22 protein-coding genes are annotated in these 26,356 nt (G+C 37.4%); 7 read left to right on the top strand and 15 right to left on the bottom strand.

Annotated elements, in window-relative coordinates; genetic code table 11:
- Positions 1-243: 243 nt before the first annotated feature.
- The 6 genes from IW22_RS22295 to IW22_RS22270 all read right to left on the bottom strand — a co-directional run bounded on the left by IW22_RS22295 (position 244) and on the right by IW22_RS22270 (position 8,454).
- The gene (locus IW22_RS22295) at positions 244-1,977 is read right to left on the bottom strand and encodes an OstA-like protein (protein ID WP_034731533.1); all 1,734 of its coding nucleotides are present in this window, start codon (positions 1,975-1,977) and stop codon (positions 244-246) included.
- 3 nt (positions 1,978-1,980) lie between these two features.
- Complete coding sequence (locus tag IW22_RS22290) at positions 1,981-2,454, bottom strand: Fur family transcriptional regulator (protein WP_034731532.1); 474 nt, start codon at positions 2,452-2,454, stop codon at positions 1,981-1,983.
- A 67-nt stretch (positions 2,455-2,521) separates the two neighbouring features.
- On the bottom strand, positions 2,522-4,516 hold the full coding sequence (locus tag IW22_RS22285; RefSeq protein WP_034731530.1) for a KUP/HAK/KT family potassium transporter: 1,995 nt from the start codon (positions 4,514-4,516) through the stop codon (positions 2,522-2,524).
- Positions 4,517-4,632: 116 nt separating this feature from the next.
- Complete coding sequence (locus IW22_RS22280) at positions 4,633-5,613, bottom strand: pyruvate dehydrogenase complex E1 component subunit beta (RefSeq protein WP_034731527.1); 981 nt, start codon at positions 5,611-5,613, stop codon at positions 4,633-4,635.
- Positions 5,614-5,879: 266 nt separating this feature from the next.
- Positions 5,880-6,299, bottom strand: coding sequence for a DUF2147 domain-containing protein (locus IW22_RS22275; protein WP_034731525.1), 420 nt, complete (start codon positions 6,297-6,299; stop codon positions 5,880-5,882).
- 226 nt (positions 6,300-6,525) lie between these two features.
- Positions 6,526-8,454: an LTA synthase family protein gene (locus tag IW22_RS22270; protein WP_034731523.1), complete on the bottom strand. Its 1,929-nt coding sequence runs from the start codon at positions 8,452-8,454 to the stop codon at positions 6,526-6,528.
- 88 nt (positions 8,455-8,542) lie between these two features.
- On the opposite strand from IW22_RS22270, the gene IW22_RS22265 reads away from it, so the two are divergent.
- The 5 genes from IW22_RS22265 to IW22_RS22245 all read left to right on the top strand — a co-directional run bounded on the left by IW22_RS22265 (position 8,543) and on the right by IW22_RS22245 (position 11,710).
- Positions 8,543-9,256, top strand: a complete 714-nt coding sequence (locus IW22_RS22265; protein ID WP_034731521.1) for a CDP-alcohol phosphatidyltransferase family protein — start codon at positions 8,543-8,545, stop codon at positions 9,254-9,256.
- 113 nt (positions 9,257-9,369) lie between these two features.
- Entirely contained in the window at positions 9,370-10,134 is a 765-nt protein-coding gene (locus IW22_RS22260) for a 3'-5' exonuclease (RefSeq protein WP_034731520.1), read from the top strand.
- A gap of 3 nt (positions 10,135-10,137) precedes the next feature.
- Entirely contained in the window at positions 10,138-10,539 is a 402-nt protein-coding gene (locus tag IW22_RS22255) for a putative signal transducing protein (protein ID WP_034731518.1), read from the top strand.
- Positions 10,540-10,606: 67 nt separating this feature from the next.
- Positions 10,607-11,212, top strand: coding sequence for a fumarylacetoacetate hydrolase family protein (locus tag IW22_RS22250; protein ID WP_034731516.1), 606 nt, complete (start codon positions 10,607-10,609; stop codon positions 11,210-11,212).
- Between the two features lie 60 nt (positions 11,213-11,272).
- A complete protein-coding gene (locus tag IW22_RS22245) occupies positions 11,273-11,710 on the top strand; it encodes a universal stress protein (protein ID WP_034731514.1) in 438 nt (145 codons plus the stop codon).
- A gap of 79 nt (positions 11,711-11,789) precedes the next feature.
- Here IW22_RS22245 and IW22_RS22240 read toward each other — a convergent pair whose 3' ends face one another.
- Complete coding sequence (locus tag IW22_RS22240; protein WP_034731512.1) at positions 11,790-12,023, bottom strand: DUF6341 family protein; 234 nt, start codon at positions 12,021-12,023, stop codon at positions 11,790-11,792.
- 42 nt (positions 12,024-12,065) lie between these two features.
- Here IW22_RS22240 and IW22_RS22235 point away from each other — a divergent pair, with 42 nt between their 5' ends.
- Positions 12,066-12,971, top strand: coding sequence for a DUF6427 family protein (locus IW22_RS22235; RefSeq protein WP_034731511.1), 906 nt, complete (start codon positions 12,066-12,068; stop codon positions 12,969-12,971).
- Positions 12,972-12,976: 5 nt separating this feature from the next.
- The gene (locus IW22_RS22230) at positions 12,977-13,561 is read left to right on the top strand and encodes a DUF3109 family protein (RefSeq protein WP_034731509.1); all 585 of its coding nucleotides are present in this window, start codon (positions 12,977-12,979) and stop codon (positions 13,559-13,561) included.
- Between the two features lie 78 nt (positions 13,562-13,639).
- Here the strand turns inward: IW22_RS22230 and IW22_RS22225 are convergent, their stop codons facing one another.
- From IW22_RS22225 to IW22_RS22190, 8 genes are all read right to left on the bottom strand, one after another.
- The gene (locus IW22_RS22225) at positions 13,640-14,134 is read right to left on the bottom strand and encodes a hypothetical protein (RefSeq protein ID WP_034731507.1); all 495 of its coding nucleotides are present in this window, start codon (positions 14,132-14,134) and stop codon (positions 13,640-13,642) included.
- Positions 14,135-14,138: 4 nt separating this feature from the next.
- Entirely contained in the window at positions 14,139-16,349 is a 2,211-nt protein-coding gene (locus tag IW22_RS22220) for a cysteine peptidase family C39 domain-containing protein (protein WP_034731504.1), read from the bottom strand.
- Between the two features lie 182 nt (positions 16,350-16,531).
- Positions 16,532-19,387: a M16 family metallopeptidase gene (locus IW22_RS22215; protein ID WP_034731501.1), complete on the bottom strand. Its 2,856-nt coding sequence runs from the start codon at positions 19,385-19,387 to the stop codon at positions 16,532-16,534.
- Positions 19,388-19,540: 153 nt separating this feature from the next.
- Entirely contained in the window at positions 19,541-20,227 is a 687-nt protein-coding gene (locus IW22_RS22210) for a hypothetical protein (protein WP_034731498.1), read from the bottom strand.
- Positions 20,228-20,616: 389 nt separating this feature from the next.
- Entirely contained in the window at positions 20,617-21,951 is a 1,335-nt protein-coding gene (locus tag IW22_RS22205) for a trigger factor (RefSeq protein WP_034731496.1), read from the bottom strand.
- Positions 21,952-22,095: 144 nt separating this feature from the next.
- Positions 22,096-22,683: a hypothetical protein gene (locus IW22_RS22200; protein WP_034731493.1), complete on the bottom strand. Its 588-nt coding sequence runs from the start codon at positions 22,681-22,683 to the stop codon at positions 22,096-22,098.
- Between the two features lie 18 nt (positions 22,684-22,701).
- Positions 22,702-25,095, bottom strand: a complete 2,394-nt coding sequence (locus tag IW22_RS22195) for a TonB-dependent receptor (protein WP_034731490.1) — start codon at positions 25,093-25,095, stop codon at positions 22,702-22,704.
- Positions 25,096-25,694: 599 nt separating this feature from the next.
- Positions 25,695-26,051: a hypothetical protein gene (locus IW22_RS22190; protein ID WP_034731487.1), complete on the bottom strand. Its 357-nt coding sequence runs from the start codon at positions 26,049-26,051 to the stop codon at positions 25,695-25,697.
- Positions 26,052-26,356 lie beyond the last annotated feature (305 nt).

Genomic DNA, 26,356 nt, shown 5'->3' with positions numbered 1-26,356 from the left:
AATTTATAAAATATTAGCATTCAAAGAACAACCTTAGTAAAAAATTAATATTAATAATATAAACAAAGGATAAAAACCTAGATTTCATAAGGTATTTCGCGAGTCACCGATATGCTTATTTTTAAGATAAAAGTCTACAATTTTACTAGATATTAAGAATAAGTCCACTTTTTTGGTCAAAATAAATCACCATTTCTTACTAAAAAATGGTGATTTATTGTTTTTCGTTGAAAATTCCTGCTGTTATTTTCGTACCCGTTTCGGCTTTTTGGCTTCTTCTTTGGCTCTTTCTTTATCTACAGCCTCCTGAGCCTTATTAAACAACTCATTATCAGAAGTATATTTAATTTCCTCATAATTGGGACTGTCGACAAGGATGTCCTGCCATTTTCTGATCCGGTCTTTGGTATTCCAATTGAAGTCGGAGAACTTTCTTTTGTCCGGTTCTATCATACTCATGGGATAGGTATCCGAATTGGCACCTATGCTGCACGATATAATCTGTAATCCGGTTTCTTCAAATAAAGCTCCGATGATTCCACAGGTAGAAAGGGTAATTCCTATTCTCTGCGGCTGTTTGGTTTCCTGATCCACATCGTCTACGTAAGCAATGGATTGGGCATTCCCAACTACTCTCGCTTCTTTGATCTCATTATTCTGGTAGTAAACGGTCATGAATTTTCCTTTCACCTGGTTGAATTCATCTTTAAGGTTCAATGAATCCACTTTACTGATGGCGAAGGCATTTCCGATTACTTTCAGTGAATCTATATTTTCAGTTTTTGTATTGAAATAGGCTTCTACTTTGTCTCCGGTTACCTGTTTTTCACCGCTCCAAAGAATTGGGTTGGTATACATATGCATGATCCCGTCTGTTTCATTGAAAGCGATGGAATCTGCTCTTCCCTGTGCATTGGATTTGTAGATACGTCCTTTTTTATAAGCTCTTAAAAAACTTTTCTTAATGGTAATATCCGCTGAATCCGGTCGCTGGTAAGAAAGGATTTTTTCTGCTGCAAAATAGATAGAGTCTTTTTCCATGATCTTAACAGCATAAGGACTTTTGGTCATCATGGCTGAATCTTTCTTTTGGAAAACTTCTCCATACCCTCCTTTGATGTATCTTCTTTCTTTGGGATCGTCTAATGTAACATTTCCGGTTGCTTTTCCGAAACCTGTGATATTGTTAAAATACATATCATCCCCGGTCAGGATCTTGTCGTTATAAAAGATCTTGGAGTTTTTGTTAAGGAAAGCTTCCTTAGTCTCCATTCTATAGGTTCCTCTTTCGGTGTAGATTCTGTTTTTAGGATTGGCACGGTTGGTGATCGTAGTAGGTCCGAAGAACTCAGCTACTTTTGTATTCTGGTTCTGTTTGATATTGGGACCTTCAATGATATAATCAGGACTGTCTATTTTCACATTCCCAACAAAATCAATCATTTTGGTATCGAGGAAATAGGTCGCTGATTTCGTGTACATCACATTTTGTGCGTCACTGATTGTCCCTCCTGTATTGAAATAAGCTTGATTGGCAAGCTTGTCGTAATAAAGGATATCTGTTTTAATGGTCTGTTTAGGATCGGTAAGAACAACATCTTTTCTGGCAACCCCTTTCTGGGTAGCTCCGTTGTACTCCATTTCATGGGCAGTAATTACAGAACCGTCTGCATTCTGCAACTTAGCATTACCAATAGCTTTTACAATACTTTGATCGTTGTAAAGAATAACTTCATCTGCATAAAGAATAGATCCCTGATGCTCTATCTGAACATGACCTACCAAATATTGGTTTCCTTCGTACTTGGTATCTTTGTTAAATTCATCGGAATGGATGATTTTCACCTTATCTTCAGGGCGCACTACCGGAGAAGCTTTCCCTTTATTTTGAACATAAGGATCCACCTGCGTCGTTTTATTGTCCTGTGCGGAACTGAACGCAGAAATAAAAATTAACAGAAAAAGGATTATTCTCATTGATTAATCATTCTTAGTACCATAGAAATACAGCGAATGCGAATCAATATTTACGCCAAATGCTTCTTCAATTGCTTCTTTTATTCCCTGGATTCTTGGATCGCAGAATTCGATGATTTCTTCAATTTCTTTATCAGAGCCTTTTTTGTAGATCACCAAATGGTCATGCTGCTTGTCAAAATAAGACTTCTCATAAGATGAAGAGGTCAATGTTTTTTCTCCAAACTGATGCTTACGGATCAATCCTGCATCAAGGAAAATTTCAATAGTGTTGTAAATGGTTGCTTTTGAAACATGATATTTCTTCTGCATCATAAGGAGATACAGATCATCCACATTGAAGTGATGATCCATATTATAAATCTCTTCTAATATCGTATATCGTTCAGGCGTGTTTCTGAAACCCTTTTCTAGCAGGTAATTTCTTAAAACATCCTTGATCAAGGCAATATTTTTTTCTTTTTGTATTGTATCCATCAAAAAAATTATCTACAAATTTATTGATTTTTATTTAAATAGACCTCATGGTTTGCAACCCGGACTTTTAGGAGTTGTGACGGATGAAGCCAGACTGCTCAATCTTGTTGTCATAAATCGTAAGTTCTGTGATAGGCGCAGACTCCACTTCCACGTTGTGTGAGGATACTCCCCAGGCCTTGAAATCATCGCTTCCGATGTACTTCACAAAGTTGTAGATATTGAGTACAATCTTCTGTTTAACCGTTAAAAGTATATCGTTAATATACGTATTATCTATAATCACATATTTCAGATCCGGCGGGATATTATGGGCTCTCAGAGACGGATGGCTGCTTCTTGAAGGAATGGTTCCATCGGCCATAAGATCTTTCAATACCATATTAAAATAGTCATTGATTCTTCTGTCTACTTTAAATCCTAAAAGGAAATTGACTTTGTATACGGTTCCCGGCAGAATCTCGTCTACGGTATATTTAAATGTATACGGATCTTCCTGATTGACAATGCTTAATATAAAATAATGATCTGCCCGTTTCGGTTGCTTTTTGATGATAGAATAGATGATTTTAGATTCTACCTCATCATTTCTCTTAGCTCTGCTCAGATAAGCAAGGTTGGTTGCATATTTTGGAATGCTTTCATCCAGCTTCATATCTTTGATGATCGATACGTATTTCTCTATTTTTACAAACTGGATAAATGTTGTTTTTATCAGTCGTCCATTGTACCATGCATACATAGAGATACCGATAGAGCCTGCTAAAACTACAGTAATCCATCCACCTTCCATGAACTTGATGATATTGGCACTGAAGAATCCTAGTTCAATCGCCATATAAACTAAGGCAAAAAACACGATCAATACTTTGCTTACTCTATGTTTTAATAACCAGAAAACCAGCAGGACTGTTGTCATCAGCATTGTTACTGTAATGGACAATCCGTAGGCGGCTTCCATTTTTCCTGATTCTCTGAAATGAAGTACTACGATAATACATAAGATCAAAAGTCCCCAATTGATTCTCGGAATATACATTTGTCCTTTAACTCCGGAAGGGTAATCAATTTTCTGATTAGGCCATAAATTAAGTGACATCGCTTCAGAAAAGATGGTAAAAGAACCCGTAATTAAGGCCTGACTTGCAATAATAGCTGCCGCAGTCGCCATAATTACACCCGGTACAATCATCCATTCTTCCATGATTCCAAAGAATGGGTTCACCACAGAAAATCCGGGTTTAGCATGATTGGTTAAAAGCCACGCTCCCTGTCCAAGATAGTTTAAGATAAGCATCACTTTAACAAATCCCCAGCTTACTCTGATATTTTTTGCCCCACAGTGTCCTAAATCTGAATAAAGAGCTTCAGCTCCGGTTGTACACAGGAAAACAGCACCAAGAATAACAATGGCACTTGGAGAATTGACAATAAGCTTGTACGCATAATAAGGATTGAAAGATCTCAGAATTTCGAAGTTTTCACTTAAATGCATTACTCCCAAACCTCCTAAAACCAGGAACCAAACTACCATTACAGGGCCAAAAAATTTCCCGATAAAACTGGTTCCAAACTGCTGTACCACAAATATGACAATCAGAATTCCGATCGTAATAGGAACAACAGGTGTATGAGGATTATATATTTCAAGACCTTCAATAGCTGACATCACGGTAAGCGAAGGCGTGATGACACCATCTGCAACCAGTGCTGCTGCCCCAATGATGGCAATAAGATACAGCCATCCTTTTTTGAGGTTTTTAACTAATGAGAATAAAGCCAAAATACCTCCTTCTCCTTTGTTGTCTGCCCTTAGAGCGATGATTACGTATTTTATCGTAGTCTGAAGAGTAAGGGTCCAGATAATACAGGAAAGAGCTCCTTCTATGTATTCGTTGAAAGGCATATTACTACCGCCATCTCTTGCATTCACAATCGCTTTCATTACGTAAAGCGGTGATGTCCCGATATCTCCGAAAACAATTCCGAGAGAGACTAAAACTCCCATAAAGGAAAGTTTTTTTATGTCAAAATGATAACCATCTTCTGTAACGTCTGCCATGTCAGCTTATTTTTTTTAAACGCGCAAATTTATACTAATTTTATGAGGGCAAGAACTATTCTTCATGAATAGAATAAATGAAAAAACTTCCTTTCGGAAGTTTTTCTCTATAATAGTTATTTTACGTACATCGCTTTTTTAATTTCCTCTTTCACTTTTTCAAGCTTAGGGAACCAGTCTGCAAATAATGCAGCTGAATACGGCGCAGGTGCATCAGGAGTAGTAATTCTCTTGATAGGTGCATCTAAGTAATCAAATGCTTTCTGCTGTACCATATAAGTAATTTCTGAAGATACTGAACCAAATGGCCATGCTTCTTCAAGGATTACCAATCTGTTTGTTTTCTTAACGGAAGCTAAAACGGTATCAAAATCCAGAGGACGAACTGTTCTAAGGTCGATCACTTCTACAGAGATTCCTTCTTTAGCCATATCTTCAGCAGCCTGAATAGCCAGCTTCATGATCTTACCGAAAGAAACCAAAGTAACGTCTGTACCTTCTCTTTTGATATCTGCTTTACCTATTGGCAGGTAATATTCTTCTTCAGGGATTTCCATTTTATCACCATACATCTGCTCAGATTCCATGAAGATCACCGGGTCATTATCCTGAATAGCTGTTTTCAACAATCCTTTCGCATCGTAAGGGTTTGAAGGAACCACTACTTTTAATCCGGGAACGTTGGCAAACCAGTTTTCAAAAGCCTGAGAGTGTGTAGCTCCCAATTGTCCTGCCGAAGCAGTAGGTCCTCTGAAAACGATAGGACAGTTCCACTGACCACCGCTCATCTGACGGATCTTAGCCGCATTATTAATAATCTGATCAATACCTACCAAAGAGAAATTGAACGTCATATACTCTACAATTGGTCTGTTACCATTCATCGCAGCACCTACAGCAATCCCAGTAAAACCAAGCTCAGCAATGGGTGTATCGATTACTCTTTTAGGACCAAATTCATCCAACATTCCTTTTGAAGCTTTATACGCACCATTGTATTCTGCAACTTCCTCCCCCATTAAAAAGATGGATTCGTCTTTACGCATTTCCTCGCTCATTGCTTGTGCAATTACCTCACGAAAAGTATATTCTGCCATATTTATTTGAAAAATTTAGACTACAAAAATAGTGTTTTTTTATTACTAACATAACAAAAAAGGCATCTCATTGAATGAGAAGCCTTAATATCTATTGAATTAAAAAGCTTTTTCTTCCGCCTGGCTCAGTTCTCTGTAGTTTTTTCTGAGATCGGACAGAATTTTACCGTAAATTCTTTACCAAATTCCTGTAAAAATAATCAGCATATAACAAAAAACGGCATCTCATTGCTGAAATGCCGCCTTATCATTTTATTTAAACCTGATTAGTTTACTTTATCCCATGTCTGAGTTCTTCCAAATACAGAAACGCCCATATATCCTCTTACATTAAGCTTGTCACCACTTTTTGTGATGGTACACTTATACGTTTTACCTGATTTAGGGTCTGTAATAGTTCCTCCTGTAAATTCATCGCCATCTTTTTTAAGACCTCTGATGATTTCCATTCCTAAGATTGGTTTTCCTTTTCTGTCATCTTTACATCCCGTGCAATTTGGATCTGCAGGCTTTATAAGCAACTGGGAAACTTTTCCGTAATACTTTCCGTCTGACTTTTTAAAGATTTCTACCACAGATTTAGCCTGCTTCGTTTCATCATCTATAGTCTTCCATTTCCCTTCAATCTGTGCAAACGATAATACGCCAAACAGAGAGAGTACGAATGTTAATAATAATTTTTTCATATTTCTTATAGTTTTAATTCCGATATACGTTTTTTGTTATGTATCTATTGCTAAAAGTATAAATTAAATTTTAAACAGGCAAAAACTTTTATTATACAAAGCATATGATAGGCCAAAGTTCCGGAATGCGGGGTATGAGTTTCGGGTTTCGCGATGCGGGGTACGAACCAGCAACTATCAACCAGCAACTCAACTCTAAAACTCTAAAACCCTCCCACTCTCAAACTTATTTCAGTTTCCTGTTGATCACCCTGTCCATATAATCCTGGAACCAGGCTTTTGCCGTCTGCATTTCTTTTTCTGTTTCGGGGGTTTTCAACTGGCCCATCAGGTTCTTTTCAAAGCCGAGATCATTTTTATCGTATATCCCTGTGATCTGCTTTCCATCGAAGCGGTACATATGATTTCCGATGATGAACTGTTCTGAACTTCCGTCAGAATTCACCACAATAGAAGGGTATTTTTTATCGCTCACGAGACTTCTCCCCCAGCTTCTGATCTGTTTGTTGTATCCGATAAGATCTGCCAGTGTAGGATAAATATCGATTTGCTGAGCGGTTTCAGGATTTACGCCTTTCAGATTGTATTCCGGATTTGGAGAATAGAAGATCAGCGGAACGGCAAAACGGTTCATCGCTTTTTCATATTCGCCGTAAGCGATCTGGTTGGTATGGTCTCCTGTGAACACGAAAATGGTATTATTGAACCAAGGTTCTTTTTTCGCCGTTTCAAAATATTTTTTAATAGAGTAATCCGTGTATTGGATCGGCTCATGCATTTCTATCGTTCCTTTTTTAAATTTCCCTTTATATTTTTCAGGGATTTTAAACGGATGGTGTGACGAAGCTGTGAACACCGTTGTCATAAAAGGCTGTTTCTTTCCTACATTCTTTGCAAAATACTGAAGAAATGGTTCATCCCAAATAGCCCACATTCCGTCGAAATCTTCATCATGATTGTATTCATTTTTTCCGAAATAATGCTTAAATCCTAAGATATTTCCAAATCCGAGGAAGCCCATCGATCCGTTCGGAGCTCCGTGATAAAAAGAGGTATCATAGCCCAGATCATTACAAACCGAAACAATAGACTGGATTTTCTGGTTGGAATACGGCGAACTTGTAAATGCATCCGTAAGACTTGGAATTCCCGCCAATACGCTGCTCATCCCATGAATAGACTGTCGTCCATTAGCAAAAGTATTGGGAAAAATTAAACTCTGTCCCGCAAGGCTGTCTATAAAAGGCGTATAGGAAACGTAACCGTTGATGTTTTTATCTTTATTAAAAGCTCCTGAGTATTCTCTCCCAAAAGATTCAACGATAAAAATGACAATATTGGGACGGTTTTCTACCTTTCTGTCATATATTTTATAAGGCTGAACATTGTCTGCAATAAATTTTTCGTCTACAAAATGAACTTCTTTAAAATTATTGGTTCCTAATGTTCTGAAAAACGAAAATGTACTGTTCAAGACGATATTTCCCTGAAGCGGATTGACTACAAACCGGTTGGCGTCCACCAAATTGATAGGTCTTGTGCTATGCTTGAAATCACCACGGATTCCTCCCACCACCAAAACAGCGGTCCCACAAAGAACGAGTACCGACCAGATAAAGTATGGAATAAGTTTTAAAGGTTTCTGTTCTGTCACCTTCACCTTTTTGTAAAGGAAGACCCAAAGTGCCATTAGCACAACAAACCATATCAGAACAAATGGATGCTGCCCTACAGAAACTGTGAATACTTTAAAGACATTGGATTCGTGTTTTGCCACCTCCATAGCGGTAGATGTCAGTCTTGCCTGTGAAAATTTGTAGTAGATAAAATCCCCGAAATTCATCGCATAAGCAATACCATTGGTGATAAAATACAGCCAGAACAAAACAGCCTGATAGCCTTTCTTTGTATTGATGACAATGGGAACAAGGCTTAACAGAATAAACAAAGCGTTCACATATAGAATCGCCGTGGTATCAAAGGCCGTCCCGTGAAACGCGAGGTTGAAATAATCTGAAACAGAGTCCACTTTGATGAGTTCTTTATTGAAATACCAAAACAAAAGCCGGGCAATCTGATAAAAAACGTATGCTAAGAAAATCCGGTACAAAAGCGCCAGAACTTCCTGTTTTCTAAATTCTTTAAAAAATTTCATTCGGCAAATTTACATCAAAAACCGATTAATGTATTTTTTCCTTCCTAATATTTCGGTATAAAGTTTGGAAAAACTGTATTTTTGTGACATGAATTTCATAAAAAATAATCTTGCCAATTTATTGACCCTTGCCAATTTATTTGCGGGCTGTATAGGGGTGATACATCTTATTCTGGGCGATTACCAGACAACGGCCATCTGTATCATTCTTTCTTCCATTTTCGATTTCTTTGACGGGTTTGTGGCCCGCGCTGTAAAATCAAACTCCAATCTGGGACTTCAGCTGGATTCTCTTGCGGATATGGTGAGTTTCGGACTGATTCCCGGTCTTACAATGTATAAAGCTCTGGAACCGTTCGGAAATGAAATTTTAGGACTTCACCTTCCTTTTGACATCAGTTATGTAGGTCTTCTCGTGACAACTTTCTCATGCTTAAGACTAGCGATTTTTAATCTTGATGAGGAGCAGCGTTATTATTTTAAAGGTCTGAATACGCCTACCAACACGGTATTGCTGTTTGGACTGTATTATGCTTTCAAAGAAACCGGAACATTTGGATTCTTATTTGACAATTCATTGTTTCTGGTAGTATTAACGGTTATCACATCATGGCTTCTGATCAGCCCGATCAAGATGATGGCGATGAAATTCAAATCGAAAAAGCTGCAGGACAATTACCCGAAAGTTATTTTATTAGGCGGCGGAATTGCTATTCTGATTATATTTCAGATTGTAGGGATTCCGATGCTTGTTATTTATTATATATTAGTATCGCTGGTTTTTCAAAGACAGCTGAGTTAGAAATTAGAGGCTAGAAGTTAGAAATTAGTATATCATCAGCATCATCAAATCAACATATCATCAAATCAGCACATCAGCACATTATTAAATTAACCTATTTTCAAATTAAAGAAATGAATTTAAAACTCCATAAACCCCTTTGTATTTTTGACCTTGAAACGACAGGAACGAATATCGGAAAAGACAAAATCGTAGAAATCTGCATTTTAAAAGTAAACCCGGATGCTTCCAGAGAAAGCAAAACCTGGCGTGTAAACCCGGAAATGCCTATTCCCAACGAATCCAGTTTAATCCATGGAATTTATGATGCAGATGTAAAAGATGCTCCAACATTCAGAGATATCGCTCCAAAGGTGATGGAAATGCTTGCAGGAAGCGATTTGGGAGGATTTAATTCCAACCGTTTCGATGTTCCGCTTCTGGCTGAAGAACTTCTGAGAGTTGAAATTGATTTTGATTTAAGTAAATTCAGACTGGTGGATGCACAGACTATTTTCCACAAAAAAGAACCAAGAAACCTGGGAGCTGCCTATCAGTTTTACTGTGGAAAGGTTCTGGAAAACGCCCACTCTGCAGAAGCTGATGTGATGGCAACTTTCGAGGTACTGGATGCACAGGTTGGAAAATATGACGATATCCCGAATGAGATTGCTCCTTTAAGCGAGTTCACCTTCCATAATAAAAATGCTGACCTTGCCGGATTTATCGGGTATAATGATAAAACGGAAGCTGTTTTCAACTTCGGAAAATATAAAGGTCAGGTGGTAAAAGCTGTATTCCAGAAGGATTTAGGCTATTACGGATGGCTTCAGAATGCGGATTTCCCGCTGTACACGAAGAAAGTCTTCACCAAAATTCAACTATCAAGCAAGTTTTAATATATGTCAGATCTGGTCCGTTTTAAATTTTACGAAACCGCTCTTGAAGCCAACAGGGACAAACAGATCCTTGCCGAAAACGGAGTGAACGGTTTCATTGCGAACGAACAGCTCATCCAGTCTGACTGGCTGCTTTCACAGGCTGTGGGCGGCATTCAGCTTCAGGTTTTTGAAGATGATCTGGAAAAAGCGAAACAGATTCTGCAGGATTACAATGACAATGAGGCGTATTCACTGGAGGTAGAACATACCATCAAGGATCCGGCATTTGATTTTGTATGCCCGAAGTGTGGTTCAAATCATATCTACAGAGACGACAGAGCGACGAGCTTCTTTGGAATCTCCATTTTGTCCAGTCAGAAGTTTGTCTGCTACTACTGTGGGAATGAGTTTACGCATCAATAGGATTTAAGATTTAAAATAATTAGAGATTACTTCATCTTTACACATAAAACATCAATAATTAAGAGTTATGAAAATCATTTGTATTGGAAGAAACTACAGCGAGCATGCGAAAGAATTAGGAAACGAAATTCCTGAACAACCGGTTATTTTCATGAAGCCTGACACGGCGGTTTTGAAAGGAAATGATTTTTACATTCCTGAATTTTCAGATGACGTACATTATGAGCTGGAAGTGGTTGTAAAGATTTCAAAAGGTGGGAAATACATTCAGAAACAAGTGGCTCACAAGCATTATGAGGAAATCAGCTTAGGGATAGATTTTACAGCGAGAGATCTTCAGACTGACCTTAAATCCAAAGGTCTTCCGTGGGAACTTGCCAAAGGTTTTGACGGTTCTGCAGTAGTAGGAAACTTTTTCAGCAAAGAGAGCTATGATCTGGAAGGACTTCAGTTTTCACTTCTTCAAAACAAAGAAAAAGTTCAGGATGGCAATACAAAAGATATGATTTTCAGTATTGATGACATCATTGCTTTTGCTTCCCAGTATTTCACATTGAGAGTGGGTGATCTTATTTTTACAGGAACTCCAAAAGGGGTGGGGAAAGTAAATGAAAACGACGTTCTGGAAGCTTATCTGAAAGAAGAAAAAATTCTTGACATCCGAATATTATAAGTATTTAACATAAAATTTTGGCATTTTTTTCTTACCTTTAGAATAACAAAATTAGAGGTCATGATAAATATTGTACTACCCGTAGATTTTGGGGACAAAACAGAACAGCTTGTAGAAGGAGCCGTAAAATTTGCAAAACAGTTAAACGGCAGAATCTTTCTGATTCACGTAGCGCCAACGGATATTGGTTTTGCGATCGGTGATATGGGATATCAATATTTTCCTGAGGTAGAAGCCAACGAAATCCGAGGTGAACTGGTGGAGCTGAATAAAATTCAGCAGCGCATTATAGCACAGGATGTGGATTGTGAGCATCTTTTAAAACAGGGAATAGCCAAAGATACCATTCTGGACTATGCCAAGGCTAAAAACGCAGATTATATCGTCATGGGATCCCACGGAAGAAGTGGAATTTATGATGTTTTTGTAGGAAGCTTAACGAAGGGGCTTACAAAAGATTCACCCGTGCCGGTGCTGGTACTTCCCATCCACGACTAGAAGAAATTAAATTTTAACTGTTAATAAAAAAACCGATCAGACCTAAGTCCGATCGGTTTTTTACTATATAACCAATTAATTAACCTTCTTTTTTATAGATCTTAGGATCGTAGTAAGGGTTCTTACCCTCAGTCGGAGAATAATAGTCTTTATCTTTATCACCACCAAGAGTTACTACCAATACATAGCACCAGTAAGTAAACAGTACACAGCAAACGATAAATAAAATCCAGTTCAGAACATTTCCAAATGCATCAAAAAAACCGAAGGCCCATTTGAAAACTTTACTTAAGAATAACCAGAAAGACGTCATTATTTTCCTTTTTTAAATTAACTTTGTACAAATTTATAAAAAATGTTTAAATTACTTTCAAAAGAAAGCAATATTTTTTCAATTCCTGTTTATATTGGTTTTCTTCTATTAGTAGTTATAATATTTAACATACTGAATTTCAATACTTATGAAGCCATTATTGCCGGGGTAACTTTCCTGGGAATTGCTTTGGGATATTTTTGTTTTCACAGCATTGCGCTTAATTATCAGACGCATCTGCCGTTATTCCTGTATACATTTTTTATTTTCGGACTTTATCCGGGAAATCTGGACATCGGAATTGCCGTTTCGCTGCTTACCAATTCGTTTCTGCTTCTGCTCCTCACCAGTGCGGATGAAGATATCAGAAAGAAGTCGTATGTTCTGGTAGGAGCTATTGTAGCTTTGAATTTTATTTTCCTTCCCACCACCTGGCCCATGGCCCTTTTCGTGATTGTTCACGTGATCGCTACTTCTCAAAAAATAAGCTTAAATCTCTTCAGATTTCTCTTAGGAACTATATTAATTGCATTCAGTTATTTTTCCATCATGTTCTTTTTCAGTTTTACGACGTGGAATATAGATTATTTCCCGTTTGGAAAAATGAAACCGATGACGGATTATACGGATCTTTTTCCACTGATTCCTATTTTGCTGATGCTTATTTATGCGGTATACGACCACTTCACAAACTATAACAAGAAAAGCCCTATAAGCAGATATAAATATACATTTCTGCTTGTTTTCTCACTGGCTCAGCTGGTGACTATTATTCTGTACATGAATAAAAACTATGAGTATTTACTGCTTCTGGCATTTCCGTCGAGCATTATCCTGAGCAGGATGATGAGATTCTTGCCTAAATACTGGATGCAGGAGGTAAGCTTATGGCTTATCATTATAAGTTTGATTGCTTTTAAAGCAGGTACGTATTTTGATTTATTTTAAAGATTATGATTCAGATAGACGATAAATTGATTTCAGAGGATATATTTTCCGAAGAATTTGTTTGCAACCTTACGAAATGTAAAGGTGCATGCTGTGTGGAAGGAGATGTAGGTGCTCCCCTGGATAAGGATGAACTTGAGATTTTAGACAGTATTCTAGATAAAATAAAGCCTTATCTCACCCAGGAAGGCATCAAAGCCCTTGAAGAACAGGGAACATGGACTACAGATCCGGAAGACGGAATGTATGTGACCCCTATGGTAGAAGACCGAGAATGTGCTTATGTAACTTTTGATGAAAGAGGAATCACGAAGTGCGGTATTGAGAAAGCGTATGAAGACGGTGCTATAGACTGGCAAAAGCCGATTTCCTGCCACCTCTACCCTATCCGTGTTACAGAATATTCTACGTTCACAGCCCTGAACTACCACGAATGGAGTGTATGCAGTGATGCGTGCGCTCTGGGAAAAGAACTGCAGGTTCCTATCTATAAATTCCTGAAAACGCCCCTCACCAGAAAATACGGTGAAGCGTTCTACGGTGTTTTAAGTGAAGCTGCCGATGAATGGAAAAAAGCTTATGGCTCTTAAAACAATAAAAAACCGCAGACTGATCTGCGGTTTTTCTTTTATCAGATTGATATTCTACTCATGAGTAGCTTGAATTTATTATTTCAAAATCTTATAGGTGGTATAATCTTTAATCGTTTTCAACTCATAAATTTCTTCTTTATCTGCATCTATGATCCTGATATTGTCTAATGGAACATTCTGGCAGTGGATAAAGCTGATGAACATAGCATTAAAATCACCTTTTACAATAATATCAAATCCTTTTTCGGTTTCTAATGAACTGTACCATTCCCATTTTTTAATATCTTGGAAGTTATAGATAGCCATATCTATGTCATCTAACAATTCATCATATCCATAATCATCATCATCTAACTGTTTGACTTTGTTTACAATTCCCTGAGGAAGTAATTCTTTCCACTTTGGATCTTCATAGTGAATATTCTTGTTCTTTAAGAATGTTAATACTGCATTTTTAAAATTATCTAAAACCTCTTTTGCATTAACTATATTTCTTACTCTAACTACCTCATAGCCTTTTGATGGCTTCTCTCCTTTTGTATTATATTTTATGTTTCCTGATTCTGTCATGACTTTATTTTTTAATAATTACTGCTTTCTTATTAAATATATTTTTAAAATCTTCTATCTTCATAGAATAAGAAGTGCCTTGATTCATCGGCAAGGGATCACGTAAAAATACTTGTCCATTCTCAACTTTTTCCAGTACTACTGCATGATAACCAAATTCTTTTTGATATAGACTAATAATAGCCTTATCTCCATCTTTTAGTTTCTCCAATAACCTAGGTAAAACTATTTTATTTTCTGCTATAGCAACCACATCATCCAAATAGCTGTTATATAGTGCATCTGGAATGTCTTTAATTCTTGCTCCTTCTGTGGTGGTGTTTAAAGCACTAGCAAGATACTTTTCACTTTTAATAATTCCTTTATCATCCAATACCATTCTTAAAGAAGTTGAAACACATGTATAATCCATAGATTGTCCAAAGACCTTATTTTCACTTATCCATCGTTCAATTCTGATTCCTGCATTTTCAGCAAAAGATTTAGTTGGATCGCCGCCGCCTCTCTGAAGTTTTCTTCCTCTGATGATTACTTCTTCCAGATCATGAACTTCATCTGCCAGATCCTCCGCCTTCGCACCATTCTTCGCCCCCTGCATCAGTTCCTCTATAAACCTGAAAAAACCTTTGAAGCCATTGGTACAAGCTTTTCCAAATCTAATAATAAATCTTGAAAGAAAAGCCAGCAGGTCCGGAATTCCCAACGTGACCACAGAAAAAGTTTCCCGGGCCATAACTTTTAGCAGACTCGTTATTTTAGCCAGATAAGTTTCCCCTTTTACAATATTCCCGGCACCTCCTGTAAAGGTGATAAGCAGAATATTAATCAGTACTTCAAAAGCAATAATACCTGTAAAAAAAGCTATGGTGTAACGGGAAATATCCCCAAAATATTCCTTCATCTTATCCAGCATTCCTTCCATATCAGAGACTGAAAGGTTCCTACTTGATTTGAAAAGATCTTTAACTCCCTGTAAGAATTTAGGACCATTTTCTGCTACCCAGTCCAGTACATCTTCTGCTTTTTCCATCAGGTCTCTTCTTTCCAGATATTGCTGGTACGAAAAAGCTGTGGTAGGTTGTAAAAGAAATTCTAAAATATAGAGCAGACACTGTATAAGACTGATAAGACCACTGTGAATGCCACAATAAAAAGCATTGAAGAGCTTAAGGATTTCCAAACCCGACTTGACGAGGTCATCGAGGTCGTCTTTTACATTGCTGAGAAAAGATTTAATATCTGTAATAACTCCTGAGATTTTATTAAGCATCTTTTTAAAAGCATCCGGAAGGTGGTCTATCGAAGCATTTGCAATCTTTCCGGCTGCCCGTTCGACCATTGACCATACTTTTGTAAAAGCTGCCTCGGCTCCCTGAACAAAAGGATGATCTCCCAACCCCTCAAAGAACAGTGTTGCCTTATTGATATTAACGGGAACCGGAATCCCTCCGATAAAAGGAATTAATGGTGCATAATCTTTAGATCCAGGATTATAATTCTTTTCCGCAGGTTTTAATTTGTCCAGCTGTTCTGCACACCATCCGATAGCATCAGCCGGAATAGAAGAAATATTTCCGATGATCTCTTCAAACCTTCTGTCTCCGGTATAAAACTGATATTCTCTCATCAAAGCCTGATGAACAAGAGCAGCATTAATCTTATCTTTTTCAAAAGTATACGCCAACTGCGTGAGGTAAGCTGCTTCATCTTCCATAGAGGTGATATCCCTGAAAAACTGACCGTTTATTTTAGAAGATAATGGCTGGGGAAATCTTTTGAATAGATCTACAAAATAATCTCCCATTTTGGCAATATAGAAATTTCCTGAAAAGTTTGATTTTTTGGAATCCGGCTTCTCATAAAACAGAAATAATGCCTGTTTTTTTCTTTCATTAGCCTTATAGCTTCCATATACCTGAGAGCCCGTTTCACAAGACAGAACTTCTGCATAATATTCATATCCTTTTTCGCCTTTTTCATTGACACCGGTTGAAGCAAATACGGATACAGGATGATCCGTGAGATAAGAATAACCTAAAGGAGTGTTTCTGTCATCATGGAAAACACTTCTGTAATCAGGAGAATCATCATTGTTGATTATAGTATCTTTCAAAATACTATGATCTCCCACAAATCCTTTATTCAGATCTTCTGTGGAAATGATCTTAAACCCTGATAAATCATCACTCCAATCATCATCAAATAATTTTTTCATAAGCTGTGTTTTTATCAATTACTATTTTTTTTCAAATGTCTCTGAAGCGAAGCTAGCCGTTGATTACGACAGAACTTGACGTATTTAATTGAAACAGAAGAGAAAGGAACTGACAGTATCACACAACAAAAAAACCGCAGACTGATCTGCGGTTTTTCTTTTATCAATTATTCTGAAAAATATTATTTAGTGACTGATGCGCCTACCACTGCAGGTTTGGCATCAGCTTTTTTGGTATTTTCCCATCCGTCTTCCGGCATCAGTGTTGCTGTAATTTTTCCTTTAGCAAGGTATTTCTTGGCAACATCCTGAAGATCTTTTACGGTAAGCGCTTTTACTTTTTCCTGATAGTTCAGGATGTCGTATTTATCGCTGCCATCTAACTGGTTTTTAGCAAGAGAACTCAACCAGAACATATTATCCTTAAGTTCTGTTTTATTGTCGTTGTATTCCCCTTCTTTGTATTTGTCAAGGTCTTTCTGCTCCGGACCTTTGTCGATCAGTTTCTGAAGTTCGGTAATGGCACTTTTCGTTAACTTGTCAGCATTTTCAGGCCCGCATGGGAAGCTAATGCTGAAATTGTAAGTGCTGTAAGGAATTTTATTCATACTTCCTCTCGCTCCACCACCGTAGATTCCGCTTTCATCTTCTCTCAGTTTTTCGATCACTTTGATGGTCGCTACTTCTCCAAGTGCTGCAAGAGCTAAGGCTTCTTTCTCGTTGTAAGGTGTTTCTCCGCTGTAAGAGATCGTTACCATACTCTTAGGATCTTTTCCTTTTTTGTACACTTTCGAATAATCTCCGGTCAATTGTCTGTAGCCTGTATCTTTAAACGTTGCTGTTTTACCGGCTGATGAAAGGCTTCCGATGTACTGAAGTACCTGCTCTTTGAACGTAGCCTCGTCTATATTTCCAACGAAATAGAACTGGAAGTTTCCGGCATTGGCAAATTTCTCTTTATAGATATCGTATGCTTTTTTATAGTCTGTATTCGCCCAGTCTTTCTCCATTGGGAACAGTCCGATGAATCTCGGGTTCTTCTGGTTCATGAATTTTGCATGCTCGTTGGAGAAATACGCCTGAGGATTAGACAGAAGGTTATCCAGCATGGCAGACTGCTTTTCTTTGTAAGCATTGAATGCGGCAGGATTGTAATTTAATCCCGTAAAATAGGCATATGTAAGCTCCATAGCAGTTCCTAAATCTTTCTGGGAAGTTCTTCCTGAAATCCCTTCAAAGTAAGGTCCAATCATTGGATTTACACTCACCTGCTTACCTGCAAGATAATTGGTAAGATCCGCTTTTGACAATCCGCCCACGCCTGCTTCGGATAATGCTCCGAAAGCGAACTGAGTTTTGATAAAATCAGCATCAGAGATCAGAGAGTTTCCTCCTAAGCTTCTTGCTGAAAATACAATTTCGTCATCTTTGAAATCTGTCTTTTTGAAAGTCACTTTAGCTCCGTTGCTCAATGTCCAGGTGGTTGTTCCTAATTTCGCATCGGTTTCCGTTTTAGCAATTTTTCCTTCAGATTTGAAAGGCTTGATCAGGTTTTTGATGGCTGCTTTCTCCTCGTAAGGCTTAAGATCCGCCATTTTTACTGATTCAAAGGTATTGAGAACCATTGCTTCTGTAGGCATTGTCACGTTATCTTTTTTAGGTCCGGTGATCACGATAACTCTGCTGTCATCCTTCACCATTTTCTTGATAACGTCATTGGTTTGTGCCAAAGTAACTTTAGGAAGGAAAGCTTTCGTATCATCATATTCCCAGGCGATTCCCGGCATCGGTTCCTGCTCCAGGAAATTTCTTACATATTCGTCTACCAGCATATCGCTTTCTGTCTTGTCACGGTTGTTGTAAGATCTTTCAAGATTGGATAACATCTGCGATTTTGCTCTGTCAAGTTCAGTTTGTGTAAATCCGAATCTCTTTGCTCTTTCTACTTCTTCTAACAAAACTTTCAAAGCGTTCAGCTGGTTTCCTTCTTTTACCATGGCAAATCCCTGAAAAGCTTCTTTGCTTCTGGCATAAGTTCCTCCATGATATACAGATCCGAATGTAAAAGGCGGATTGTTTGAATTGATCAGTTCTTTCAGTCTGTTGTTCAACATCGTTGTAGAAAGGCCTTCGACGATCGTCTGGTTGTATTGCTCAACCGTTACGTCCGGCTTGTAAGCATCAGCATCTTTCATAATGAACTGAACCATAGAATTGGTAGCATCAGGGTCAGTTTCTATCGCTACTAATGTCTCTTTATGGTTAGGCAGGTCAAATACTTTTCTTTCTCTTGGCTTGGATGGATTTTTATATTTGCTGAAATTATCTTTGATTTTCTTTTCAACTTCATCCACGTTGATGTCTCCTACCACTACAATCGCCATCAGATCCGGTCTGTACCAGTCCTGGTGGAATTTTCTGATCACATCCGGTTTGAAGTTTTCCAACACGTCTTTTTTACCGATAGGAAGTCTATCTGCGTATTGTGATTTGTATAATAATTTAGGAAGATATTTATCTGCCATTCTTTTATCTGCCCCAAGACCCAATCTCAGTTCTTCCAGAACAACCCCTCTTTCTTTATTGATTTGAGCATCAGAAAGCGTAGCATTAAAAGCCCAGTCTTCCATTACTTTCAGTCCTGCATCCAGATTTCCGGGTTTATCCAATGGAACGGGAAGCATGTAAACGGTTTCGTCAAAGCTTGTGTAAGCATTCAGGTGTTGCCCGAATTTCACCCCGATAGACTGTAGAAAATCGACAAGTTTGTTATCCGGGAAATTCTTGGTTCCGTTGAAGTTCATGTGCTCCATAAAGTGAGCCAAACCTCTCTGGTTTTCATCCTCAAGAATAGATCCGGCATTGATTGCCAGACGGAAATCCACTTTCTTTTCAGGTAATGTATTTTTTTTGATGTAGTACTTCATTCCATTGGAAAGGGTACCGATTCTCACGGAAGAATCCACAGGGATATTCTGCCCGAAAACATTTGAAGACATCAGGAAGATGACCGCAAATGATGATAAAACTTTCTTCATATAATTTGAATTTATTTTCGTGCTAAAAATATCAATTATTCACCACGTGAAGAAATGCTAAAATTTTCATTATAGTTAAATTTGAGTTAAAATTATTCAGACCAAAAAAAAGCCGGAGAATATCCGGCTTTAATCTTATAAAAATAATTGTTTCTATTTAAAATCTGCATCAGAAACGGGAGCATTTAAAACAACCTTTGTCGTTTTAATGGTCACTTTCTGGCCATTTCCATCAATATCTACTTCAGAAGGGAATTTCAATCCTTCTACTGTAGTATAATTTTTTACAATGACATTTCCCTGTCCAACCGTAGACTTATATAAAAGTCCCGTTGCAGCGTCAAAGTAAAATTTCCCTTTATCTGAAGATAATACGTTATAATCTTTAGCGTCCAGTTTCTCTACTGTAGCGGTCTGAAAGTTAGCAGCATTAAAGCCTAAAGCTTCAACGGTTGTTCCTTTTTTCAGTTCAGCAATATTCTCGGCAGGGAAATCTGTTTTCTGTCCCGCTCTGTCTATATATCCTTTTTCACCGTCAAAAACCTGGCTTATGGTCTGTCCCATTGCTGTTTGTACAGACTTGAATTTATTACCCATTTTTGTTGTGCTCATGGTGATATCCATCCCCTGAACGCTAAGGCTGTTATCAATCACTGTAGATTTTACAGCTTCTAATTTTGCCTTACCCCCCAAAGCTTTGAAGTAATTGTCAACAATTTCTTTGGGTGTCAGTTTAGATTTCACGACTTCCGTCTTTGCGGGAGCTGCGCTGGTCTGCTGAGCTGCTGCCGGAACTGAAAACAATACGGCACAGAAAAACGGAATGATGATCTTTTTCATATCTATAATAAGTTTTAAAATGTAAATATAGGAATAATGGTCACAAGAAATAAGCCAAAGAATATTTATTGGAATACATTATAATACATTAGGATTTTTTAAGAAAACAAGCTTGTGAAAAGATGCTGCGAAATAGAATCACAGCCGGTGAAAATTGGGATTTTACTGAAAGGCAGAAGTTCCTTTTGTACCTTTAAGTAACCATGTGAAGATTTTGAATCTTGGTTAACAGAACCACTCAAATCCGGATAATCTCTAACTTTCTTATCCTCATTAAAACAAAAAGCTCTTATCCTGCATTGTGATTAAATAAACAAAAACTCCTTTAAATGGGACATAAAAAAACCTCCGGTTTCCCAGAGGTTTTCAAATATTTATATCGAAATAAATTATTTCTTAAGTTCTTCTAAAAACTCGTCGTGAGAGATTTTAGTTTCTTTTTTTCCTCCTTTTTCAAGGATTACATCTTTCAGTTTAGCCATAGCTACTTCAGAAGAAATTTGTCTTACCTGCTCCTGGTCTTTCAACATCTCAACAGCGTATTTCTGGATTTCTTCGTCACCTAGGTGGTGGATTCCGTAGATCGCCAATTGGTTTTTCACCAACTGCTCAGCCTGTGCCAATACATCAGCATAGTCTAATTTGATCTCATTATCCGTCATTAATTTACCTTCAATGATCTGGTATCTTAACTGGCTTTTTTCTGCTTCAAGGATTTCTTTAGCCTGTGCCTCAGACTGAATATTCTGGTTAGAGAATATTAACCATTTTACCAGGAAATTTTCAGGAAGTTTCACTTCTTCTTTCTCAGTAACCTGCTCCAATACTTTATTCACATAGTGAACGTCAGCATTTTGCTGGAAGTACTCATCCAATTCAGATTTTACTTTTTCTTTAAGCTCTTCTTCAGAGGTGATTGTTCCTTCTCCGTATACTTTGTCGAATAGATCCTGGTTCAGTTCAGCTAAGTTCAATGCATAGAAATCTTTTACTTTAACTTCTACTTCAGCATGGTGTAAGTGCTCAACTTCTTCTTTAGTGAATCCTAATTCTTTAGCTAATTCTTCGTCAGATGCAAGAGTTTCTTTAGATACTTTTACAGAACCGTCCATTTTCAAAGCTTTTACCAATTTGAAAGCTTCTTTGTTTTCAGCTGTAATGGTAGCATTCTTTGGGTGGTGGTGGTGCTCTCCTTCAGCATCTTCTTCTACAACCTGAGAAATCTCTAAAGCGATATAAGAATCTTTACCGATTTTATCCTGAGGAACCTGCTCCGCAAAACGTCTCTGCATGTTCTCAATGCTCTTCGTGATTTCCTTGTCAGAAGCCTCTACTTTATAATGAGGAGCTTCATATTTAGCTAAATCTATAGTGAATTCAGGCTCATATCCTACCTCGAAACCAACTTCAATTTGTTCAGCGTTGTAGTCCAATTGGTTTACTGGCTGAGGAACAGGCTGTCCAACTAATCTTAACTTGTTTTCGTTAACGTAGTTGTTCAATGCGTCAGAAACCTGTTTGTTGATTTCTTCGAATGCAATACCTGCTTCATATTGTTTTTTAACCATACTCAAAGGCACTTTCCCTTTTCTGAAACCAGGAACTTGCGCATTTTTAGCATAATTAATCAACTGCTTTTCTACTTTTTCTTTGTAGTCAGATTTTTCCAATGTCACTGTAAGTAATGCACTTACGTCATCATGGTTTTGTGCGGTAACCTTCATTATTGATTAAAATTTTAGGTTGCAAAAATATGAAAATTTTATGAGAATAACCTACTTCTAATCAATTCTTAGTCTTCAAATGTCTATAAATAAAAAACCACTGAATATATCAGTGGTTTTTTGTTTACAAGATTAAAGGATATATTAATTAATAATATTATAATTTGCCTGTGCGTCTGTTTCACCTCCTGTATGAGTTCCATAAATGACTCCGTTTCCACTTACTGCAGAAGCTTCAGAAACGGTTACCGGCTCGTGGAATAATGTAAGAACCAACTGGCTGGCTGCAGAAGCATTTTTTACAGCAGTATTTACTACCCATTTTGTTTTCAGTCCAACACGTTTTCCGTCTCCTCTTGTTGAGCTCGCATCATCTGTACGTGTTAAAGTAATATCAGAGTTTGGAAAGTTGTACACCAGGAAGTGTTCATCTTTAGCATCTTTAATTTCCTGAGTGGCATCTTCATTCCCATTTTTGAAAATGACTTCTACATTATAAGTATGACCGTTGATTAGTTTAACATTCGGGTTAGTCGTACTATTCACCTGGTAATCATACACTGCAGGAACTCCGGTAGCCTCATCTGTTACTCTTAGCAGAACATCTGAAAGTTCTTCCTGAGGAAGGTCATCCGCTTCATCATCGCTTCTGTTACATGAAGTTAAACTGAAAGAAACTGTTAGGAATAAAAGTCCAAGAATAAATGTAGTATTTTTAAAAATATTTTTCATTTTTTTGATTTTAAGTAATTAAAATTGATATTTAAGAGTTAAAATAAAGTTTCTTCCCATCTCGCTGGAAAAGAAACGAAGCCTGTTCAGATAATCTCTGTAAGACGTATTCAATACATTCCGGACTGAAAAGTCAATTCCGAAATTTTTAGACAAATTCACCCCTGTCTGAAGGTTCCAAAGCGAATATCCGTTTGGAGGTGTAGAAATATCCACTTCTTCATTATAAGCATTTCCATCTGAATCAAATAATCTGATGGGAACATTATAAATCGGAAATCTTGTTTGTTTCAAATAGGTATTGTTACTTACCGTAACATAAAAGTTCTTCCATTCTTTCTTGTTGAATTCCAATGAATTATTAAAATTCGGAGGCATCATCAGAATAAGCGGTACATCATGCGTTGTATCCTGTCCGTAAACATATGATCCGCTTCCCTTATAAGTAAGATGATCTGTAATATTAAGCTGAACATCAAGATCCACTCCATACATTTTTGCATTGATCTGCTGATAATTATAGACTACAAAAGCCCCTCCCCATTGGGTATTCTGGTATCCTGTAGGAATCTGATTGATGAAATTCTGAGTATAAAAGAAGTATGGGTTTACTGAAATATTCAATCCTTTTAAAACATTTGCTTTTACATCAGCAACTAAATTAAACTGGTTTCCTGTTTCACTTTTCATTCTCATATCCCCTCTTTCAATAATAGCTGCAGAATGGTGAAGTCCGTCTGCAAAAAGCTCTGCAACATTCGGAGATCTTGAAACTCTGGCATAATTAAATTTCAGATCAAAATATTCTGATGGATGATAGACAATCCCTCCGTTTACCGAAATATTATTATAGCTTAAAGATGGGTTTGTCAGAATTCTGTTTTGGTTGGTTCTTACTACAAAATCTGAATAATCCGCTGCATACATTTTATTCCAGTCACTCAGATCATACCACTTTGTGACTTCATAACGGTCATAATCATATCTGCCTCCCAGCTCAAGATCCAAATGGGGTGTCATCTTATATTTAAATACAGAATAAATTCCCGCATAATATCTGTCATAATTTGGAACAAGACGTCTTGCCTCGGTCTGGGTATTGGAATAGTTGTTTTGATATCCTGCATTAATTCCTGTTTCAAGATTCCATTTCGCTCTTTCTATCAGGTGATTCACACTCAGATCATTGGTTATCAGTTCAAGATCCAATGCCGGTTTTTTACTGAGTTCATCGGTACGTCTAATATCATATTCTTTTCTATGATTGTACTGGAAGCTGTAAGTCGCCGTAATCTTTCCAAAATTTTCAAACCTTTTGTAAGCAGAAACTTTAGCAATATGATGCTCGATTTCCTGTTTCGGATTATCAATATCATAACTAAAATTCCTTTGATAAATAGGTTCCGGTGCCGTAAGTGCATTACGCAGGTCTTCAGAGTTCCCTACATGAGAACTTCTGAGAATCCCTATTGTACTCTTCGTCAGATAATAATCAAAAGAAATACCTTTCTCAAATGTCATCTTCTGAACTCCAAAATTAAATCCGGAGCTCTCAAGCCCTGTATTCATCAAGCCATAATCCGGAGCTTCAAGATCCCCCAATTTTTTAAAACTTCCATTGGTTTTAACGGCCCAGCCATTTTCCCAGGTTTTAGAGAGTTTTACATTAAGATCACCTCCTTTTCCGTTGGAAATTCCTGAAAGAGAAATACTTCCCATTATCGTATCTTTCTTAGGTAAGATCTGAGGCTGTAAAACAACCACTCCACCTACAGCTCCACCACCATATTTCAGGGCAGATGCGCCTTTTATGACATCAATATGTTCAAAATTATTGACATCAACATTAGGGGCATGTTCTACACCCCATTCCTGTTCGGCCAGTTTTACCCCATCATTAAGAATAGAAACTCTACTACCATAAAGCCCATGAATAATAGGTTTTGTAATATTATTCCCCGTCTTGAGAACGTTAACACCTGAAATATTTGTTAATAGATTCCCCAGGTTTTCACTAACATTCCTTGAAATCATGGATTTGTCAATAGTTTTCACAACCATACTTCCATTGTTCTTATGGCTGCCGTGAACCGTAACCGTTTCAATATCTTTAATATGGTGCTCCAGGGTAATGACCAAGTGTACATCCTGAGTAACTGCTATATTTTCAGTATAATCATTACAATCAGGATGTTTGGCAATGAGTATATATTTTCCCGCAGGAATTTTGTTAAACGTAAACTTACCCTTAGTGTCTGTTTTCGCAGTGAATCCGCCGATGTTCACCACCGCATTTTCCAGCATGGTTTTATCGTGAAAATCCTGAACGGTTCCTTCCACCGAGTACGTTTTTTGTGCACTTATCAATGCCAGTCCGCAAAAGACCAACATCAGACTATATATCAATTTCATTGTCTATAGATTGATTGTGTACCGTTTCAGGTACATTTTTTCGTAAAAAATTTATTAAAGGGGTTTATTTTAAATTGTAAAAAGTACAATGTAAAATGTAGGAATGACTGATATGGTAAGTGATGAGATTTTAGATTTCAGACGTGAGATTAGAGACATGAGACTTTTGCCGTAATAAAGTTTTGGTGAGCTTTGAATCAACAACTCAACTCTACACTCATATAATCTCAAACCGCCTAACTCGATAATCCCGAATCCGTTCACAAGAAATGATACTCACACTTAAGACCTGCAGAGACTTCTGTCTTCCCTCTTCCATCTCCAGTCTTAAAAACCGAACTCAAAACTCGCATCCTAAATCCTGAATCCCAAATTCCGCATCCTGAATCCGTTTACAAGAAATGATATTTCATTTAAGACCTGCGGAGACTTCTGTCTTCCCTCTTCCATCTCCAGTCTTAAAAACCGAACTCAAAACCTGTATCCTGAACCTCGATAAACCAGAATTCGGAAACTCGAAATTCTCATCTATCAGCCATTAGCTTTAAACCCAAAGTACTGAACTTTAACATCAATTAAAGCCCATAAAAATCTATGATTTATGAAACTGCGGGAGGCCCCCGAAGTTGAAAAGTAAATTTGGTCTGAGACCATATTTTTTCCTGAACAGCAATAACCTGTTTTACCTCATGCGAAAAATGATCGAATGTAAAACTGTACTCGTCCGGAACTAATGTATTTCCTGTCGCTAAGAAGTGACACGCCAGACAGTCGCCCGGCTTTTCTTTAGCTGAAGATTTAGCAATTGTATTTTCTGTCTTTTTAAAGTGGAAACTTTTAAAATAATCGACAGCATCATGATGGTGAAAACTTTGGGAAAACAGCGCAATGAAGTAAATCCCAAACAAAAGTTTGGAAATAAAATTCTTCAGATTTCTGCTTTCCTTAAAAATCATGCTTCAAAAGTATGAAAATAATTTAAGTTTTATTAAACACTGTGTAAAAACTATTCGATATGTCGGTGAAAGTGATAGTTTGTTACAGGGAAGAGAATCAAGAATCAAGAATCAAGAATCAAGAGCCAAGAATCATGTACGTCCCTGAAATAAGTTGACCAAAAAAAGATCAATTTATTATGAAAGCTAACATCAGACTTATTAAAAAGAACAGGATTTATTCTGCAGATTTTAAACGTGAAATTGTTTCTCTCTTTGAAAAAGGCAGCTACAGTGTTCCTCAGTTGGAAAAACTTTATGGAATT

This window comes from Chryseobacterium sp. JM1, assembly GCF_000737715.1.
Lineage (GTDB): Bacteria > Bacteroidota > Bacteroidia > Flavobacteriales > Weeksellaceae > Chryseobacterium.
Note: the sequence above shows the minus strand (reverse complement) of the source record. Positions and strands in the feature narration are given on the sequence as shown.